The 5,127-nt window shown below is 61.7% G+C and carries 4 protein-coding genes and 2 pseudogenes; 1 reads left to right on the top strand and 5 read right to left on the bottom strand.

Features of this window, described 5'->3' with window-relative positions:
* A pseudogene (locus EOA32_RS32805) lies at positions 1-419 on the top strand (AsmA family protein); the annotation flags it as partial.
* A gap of 32 nt (positions 420-451) precedes the next feature.
* Here the strand turns inward: EOA32_RS32805 and EOA32_RS32810 are convergent.
* The 5 genes and pseudogenes from EOA32_RS32810 to EOA32_RS40300 all read right to left on the bottom strand — a co-directional run.
* Positions 452-1,270: an ABC transporter permease subunit gene (locus EOA32_RS32810; protein ID WP_067327282.1), complete on the bottom strand. Its 819-nt coding sequence runs from the start codon at positions 1,268-1,270 to the stop codon at positions 452-454.
* Complete coding sequence (locus EOA32_RS32815) at positions 1,267-2,229, bottom strand: ABC transporter permease subunit (RefSeq protein WP_095825798.1); 963 nt, start codon at positions 2,227-2,229, stop codon at positions 1,267-1,269. Before EOA32_RS32815 ends, EOA32_RS32810 begins: the two co-directional genes overlap by 4 nt.
* Before the next feature lie 10 nt (positions 2,230-2,239).
* Entirely contained in the window at positions 2,240-3,379 is a 1,140-nt protein-coding gene (locus EOA32_RS32820; RefSeq protein WP_095776397.1) for an ABC transporter ATP-binding protein, read from the bottom strand.
* Positions 3,380-3,557: 178 nt separating this feature from the next.
* A complete protein-coding gene (locus EOA32_RS32825) occupies positions 3,558-4,655 on the bottom strand; it encodes a polyamine ABC transporter substrate-binding protein (RefSeq protein ID WP_128373942.1) in 1,098 nt (365 codons plus the stop codon).
* A gap of 340 nt (positions 4,656-4,995) precedes the next feature.
* Positions 4,996-5,127 (bottom strand): annotated as a pseudogene (locus EOA32_RS40300) (EamA family transporter); the annotation flags it as partial.

Genomic DNA, 5,127 nt, shown 5'->3' on the forward strand with positions numbered 1-5,127 from the left:
CGTTCGGGCCGGGCTCGCTCAACGGCCTCAATCTGCCTGCCTTTCTCAAGCGCAACGAACAGGGCGGATTCTTCGCCCTCGACGACGTCGCCGACGGCTCGCTGCCCATCGACGGTGCCGAGATCAAGGCGAGCATCTCGAAAGGTGTGGCGCGGCTGGACAAGGCCGAGGTCAATGCACAGAAGTACAAGATCTGGCTTTCGGGCATCGCCTCCTATACCGGGCGCGGGCTGGCGCTCTCGGGCGGCATCATCCCGAACGGACAACCTGCGCAGCAACAGCCGGCCCAACAATCGGCTACCGCCGGTCAGACAGCGGTGCAGGCGCCGCAGCCCCCAAAGCAGTCGTTGTTCTTCGTCGGCGGCAACTGGAGCACTCCGTTCATCTCGCCGATCAGCCGCGGCGTTTCAGGCCAATAGACCAAGGCGCAGGTCGCGCCCGTCTTTGTTCCCTATCCGCGCTGCGCCGCCTGCTCGTCGCGCTGGCGCTGGACCTCGCGGCGCTTGTTGGCGATCGAGGCAATGATGACGCCGATCGCGACGACGGCGATCAGGATGGTGCAGGCGGCATTGATCTCAGGCGTCACGCCGAGACGCACCTGGCTATAGATCTTCATCGGCAGCGTCGTGGCGCCGGGGCCCGAGGTGAAGGAGGCGATGACCAGATCGTCGAGCGAGAGCGTGAACGCCAGCATCCAGCCGGAGATGATCGCCGGCAAGATGACGGGCAAGGTGATCTGGAAAAAGGTCTTCACCGGCGGCGCGCCGAGGTCCATCGCGGCTTCTTCCAGCGAGCGGTCGAAGGAGACCAGTCGCGACTGCACGACGACGGCCACGAAGCACATGGTGAAGGTGATGTGGGCGAGCGTGACGGTGAAGAAGCCTCGGTCAAGTCCGACGGCCACGAAGAGCAAGAGCAACGACAGGCCGGTGATGACTTCCGGCATCACCAGCGGCGCAAAGACCATGCCGGAAAACAGCACCCGCCCCTTGAAGCGTGTGTAGCGGGTCAAGGTGATCGCCGCCAGCGTGCCGAGCACGGTGGCAACGGTCGCCGAGATGACGCCGACGCGGGCCGTCACCCAGGTGGCGTCCATCAGGCCCTGGTTGTGGAACAGCGACACGTACCATTTCGTCGAGAAGCCGCCCCAGACGGTGACGAGCTTCGATTCGTTGAAGGAAAAGACGATGAGAAGCACGATCGGCAGATAGAGAAAGGCAAAGCCGAGCACGATCGAGGTGATGTTGAAGCGGCTCCAGGTGGCGTTCATTTGCCTTGCTCCTGGGCTTTCGCTTGAGCTTGCTGGAAGAACATGATCGGGACGGTCAGCACCAGGAGCAGGATGACCGCCACCGCCGACGAGACCGGCCAATCGCGGTTGGCGAAGAATTCGTTCCACAGCGTCTTGCCGATCATCAGCGTCTGCGAGCCGCCGAGAAGGTCCGGTATGACGAACTCGCCGACCGCCGGGATGAAGACCAGCAGGCAGCCGGCAATCACGCCCGGCAGCGACAGCGGGAAGGTGATCTTCCAAAAGGCGCCGATCGGCGGGCAGCCGAGATCCTGCGCCGCCTCGATCAGCGAATAGTCCATCTTCTCCAGCGACGAGTAGAGCGGCAGCACCATGAAGGGCAGATAGGAATAGACGATGCCGATGAAGATCGCGGTGTAGGTGTTGAGGATGACCAGCGGCTGGCTGATCAGGCCAGTGGCGAGCAGCACCTGGTTGAGCAGCCCTTCGGGTTTCAGGATGCCGATCCAGGCATAGACGCGGATCAGGAACGAGGTCCAGAACGGCAGGATAACGAGCATCAGCAAGGTCGGCCGGATCGTCGCCGGCGCGCGCGCCATGCCATAGGCGATCGGATAGCCGACGACCAGCGTCAGCACCGTCGAGATGCCCGCGATGATCAGGCTGGTCACATAGGCGTTGAAGTAAAGCGCGTCCTGGGTCAGCCAGGTGTAGTTGTCGAAGTTGAGCTCGCGAAAGCCGGCGAAGAATCCGGAAATACCGTCGCCGAAATCGAGCACAGGGGTGTAAGGCGGCATCGAGATCGCCGTCTGCGACAGCGAGATCTTGAAGACGATGATGAACGGGACAAGGAAGAAGAACAGCAGCCAGAGATAGGGAACGATGATAACGAGACGGTCGACGAAGCCCTTCGCCAGCTTGGTCGGCAACTGAGCGGCGGTTTCAGCCGAGGAAGGGGCGGCGGCGATGTTGGTCATGGCCGCCCTATTACCTTGTCAGCACGACGCCGGCGTCTGGCCGGAAGGAGACCCAGGCGCGATCGTTCCAGGTCAGCGGGTCCTCGCTGACGCGGGCAGCGTTCAACGCGCTTGCTCGCACCATCTGTCCGTCGTCGAGCTTGATGTGGTAGACGGTCATGTCGCCAAGATACGCAACGTCATAGACTTCGCCTTCCAGCGCATTGACGGCATCGGCCGGCTTCCTCGACGACACCTTGATCTTCTCCGGCCGGATCGCGAAGACGATGTCGGCGCCCTTGGTGGTGTCGGCGGCGTTCTCGACGACGATCTGCGCACCGGTCGCGCCGGTGATGCGCGTCGTATTCGCTGCCCGCTCGGCAACCTTACCCTCGAACATGTTCACATTGCCGACGAAGTGCGCGACGAAGCGCGATGTCGGGGCCTCGTAGATTTCCGCCGGCGTCGCCACCTGCATCACCTCGCCCCTGTCCATGATGGCGATGCGGTCGGCCATGGTCATGGCTTCCTCCTGGTCGTGGGTCACGACGACAAAGGTAAGGCCAAGCTCCTGCTGCAGGTCCATCAGTTCGAACTGCGTCTCCTCTCGCAGCTTCTTGTCGAGCGCGCCGAGCGGCTCGTCCAGCAAAAGCACCTTCGGCCGCTTGGCGACCGAGCGGGCAAGCGCCACACGCTGGCGCTGACCGCCGGAAAGCTGGTGCGGCTTGCGCTTGGCGAACTGCTCGAGCTTGACCAGCCTCAGCATCTCGGCGACCCGCTTTTCGATATCGGGAGCGGGCATGCCTTCCTGCTTGAGGCCGAAAGCGATGTTCTTTTCCACCGTCATATGCGGAAACAGCGCGTAGGACTGGAACATCATGTTCACCGGCCGCTTATAGGGCGGAATGCCGCGCAGGTCCTGGCCGTCGAGCAGAATGCGCCCCGCGGTCGGCTCCTCGAAGCCGGCGAGCATCCTGAGCAGGGTCGACTTGCCGCAGCCCGAGGCGCCGAGCAGGGCGAAGAACTCACGTTCGAAGATGGTCAGCGAGAGATTGTTGACAGCGGTGAAGTCGCCAAACTTCTTGGTTACTTTGTCGAATTGTATATACGGCTTGGCGCTCGGATCATTCCATGGCGCGAAATCCCTGCGGATGCTGCCAAGCGATTTCATGTCCCACTCCGGGTCTGTTTCGTTCCGCTGGAACGGTTCATGGTTTCGAGGAAACGTCGAACCGCTTTAGCTTTTTATTTTGACGCAATTCCGGGCGGAAAACCGTCCCACACTGTTGCTGGAATTGCTTCTAAAGAAAGCGACCCCGGCAGTTTCTGCCGAGGTCGCGTCTCGATGCTTATTGGCCGGTGACGATCTTGGTCCAGGTGCGCGTGATGATGCGCTGTGTCTTGGGATCGTAGGGCTGCACGGTGTAAAGCTTCTTGGTCGTCTCCTCGTCCGGATAGACCGAGGTGTCCTCCAGCAGGGCCTTGTCGACGAACTGCTGCGAGGCCTTGTTGCCGTTGGCGTAGAGCACATAATTCGAGGATTTGGCGATGACTTCCGGCGTCATCATGTAGTTGATGAACTCATGCGCTTCCGCGACATGCGGCGCGTCGGCGGGGATCGCCATCTGATCGAACCACATCTGGGCGCCTTCCTTGGGCACCGAATAGCCGATCTCGACGCCCTGCTTGGCCTCCTCGGCGCGGTTGCGCGCCTGGAACACATCGCCGGACCAGCCGATCGCCAGGCAGATGTCGCCGTTTGCCAGCGCGTTGATGTATTCCGAGGAATGGAACTTGCGAATATACGGCCGGACCTTGAGCAGGGCTTCCTCGGCCTTGGCGATATCGTCGGGCGAGGTGCTGTTTGGATCGAGGCCGAGATGTTTCAACGTGGCCGGAATGATGTCGGAGGGGGAATCCAGCACATAGACGCCGCAATCCTTGAGCTTGGCGAGGCTCTCCGGATTGAAGAACACATCCCAGCTGTCGATCTTGTCGGTGCCGAGTGCCGCCTGCACTTTCTTGACGTTGTAGCCGAGGCCGACCGTGCCCCACATGTAGTTGACCGAATACCCATTGTTCGGATCATACTTTGCGGTGCGCTCCGAAATGACATCCCACATGTTGGAGATGTTCGGCAGCTTGGACTTGTCGAGCTTCTGGAAGACGCCGGCCTGGATCTGGCGCGCCAGGAAATTGGCGCTGGGCACCACGACATCATAGCCGCTGCCCCCGGCCAGCAGCTTGGTCTCCAGGATCTCGTTGGAGTCGAAGGTGTCGTAGACGACCTTGATGCCGGTCTTCTTGGTGAAGTCCTCGATGATCGAGCTGTCGATATAGTCCGACCAGTTATAGACGTTGACGACGCGGTCGTCGGCATGGCCGCTCGCGGCGAAGAGCGTCAGCAAGGCCGAAGTCGCCGAAAGCAAAAGCGCTTTGCGGATCATGATATTCTCCTTTGGTGAGTGTTCCCGTGCCGGCTCGTCGCGACATGGGCGCGGGCCGGCGTTTGTTTCAGACTATTGAGCTTTCCGGGGAGCGACAAGCGCGCGCGCCTGGCAGTGCGCCGGATCGTTGAGTGACGGGCGCCGCCCTTGCCTCCTTTCCAGGAAGCTGTTCGGACGGCCTCAGCGGCGTTGGCCGCGGCGTAGGCAGAGATGTAACGATGCGGTCCGGCCTCGATGAGGCCGGCGGAGTCACTTGGCAAGATACGCCTGTCTTGTTGTTGCCGTAATTGCAGCCTGCCCGGCCCGCAACGGAGTTGTCAATGGGGAAGACACTCGAGCATCAATTGGGAGACGGCAGCCCGGTGATGCCCGGCCGCTCGGGCCGGGTCTGCCGCTTGAACTCAAACGCAACATGTACAAGCAGCGCGGCGATGACGACCGCGCCGCCGATGATGGTGCGCCCCGACGGCAC

This window comes from Mesorhizobium sp. M1A.F.Ca.ET.072.01.1.1, from assembly GCF_004023325.1.
GTDB lineage: Bacteria > Pseudomonadota > Alphaproteobacteria > Rhizobiales > Rhizobiaceae > Mesorhizobium.

What these genes read in the sequence shown, in the direction of transcription:
- EOA32_RS32810 (WP_067327282.1), bottom strand. Translation starts at nt 1,270, where the DNA reads ATGAACGCCACCTGGAGCCGCTTCAACATCACCTCGATCGTGCTCGGC.
- EOA32_RS32815 (WP_095825798.1), bottom strand. Translation starts at nt 2,229, where the DNA reads ATGACCAACATCGCCGCCGCCCCTTCCTCGGCTGAAACCGCCGCTCAG.
- EOA32_RS32820 (WP_095776397.1), bottom strand. Translation starts at nt 3,379, where the DNA reads ATGAAATCGCTTGGCAGCATCCGCAGGGATTTCGCGCCATGGAATGAT.
- EOA32_RS32825 (WP_128373942.1), bottom strand. Translation starts at nt 4,655, where the DNA reads ATGATCCGCAAAGCGCTTTTGCTTTCGGCGACTTCGGCCTTGCTGACG.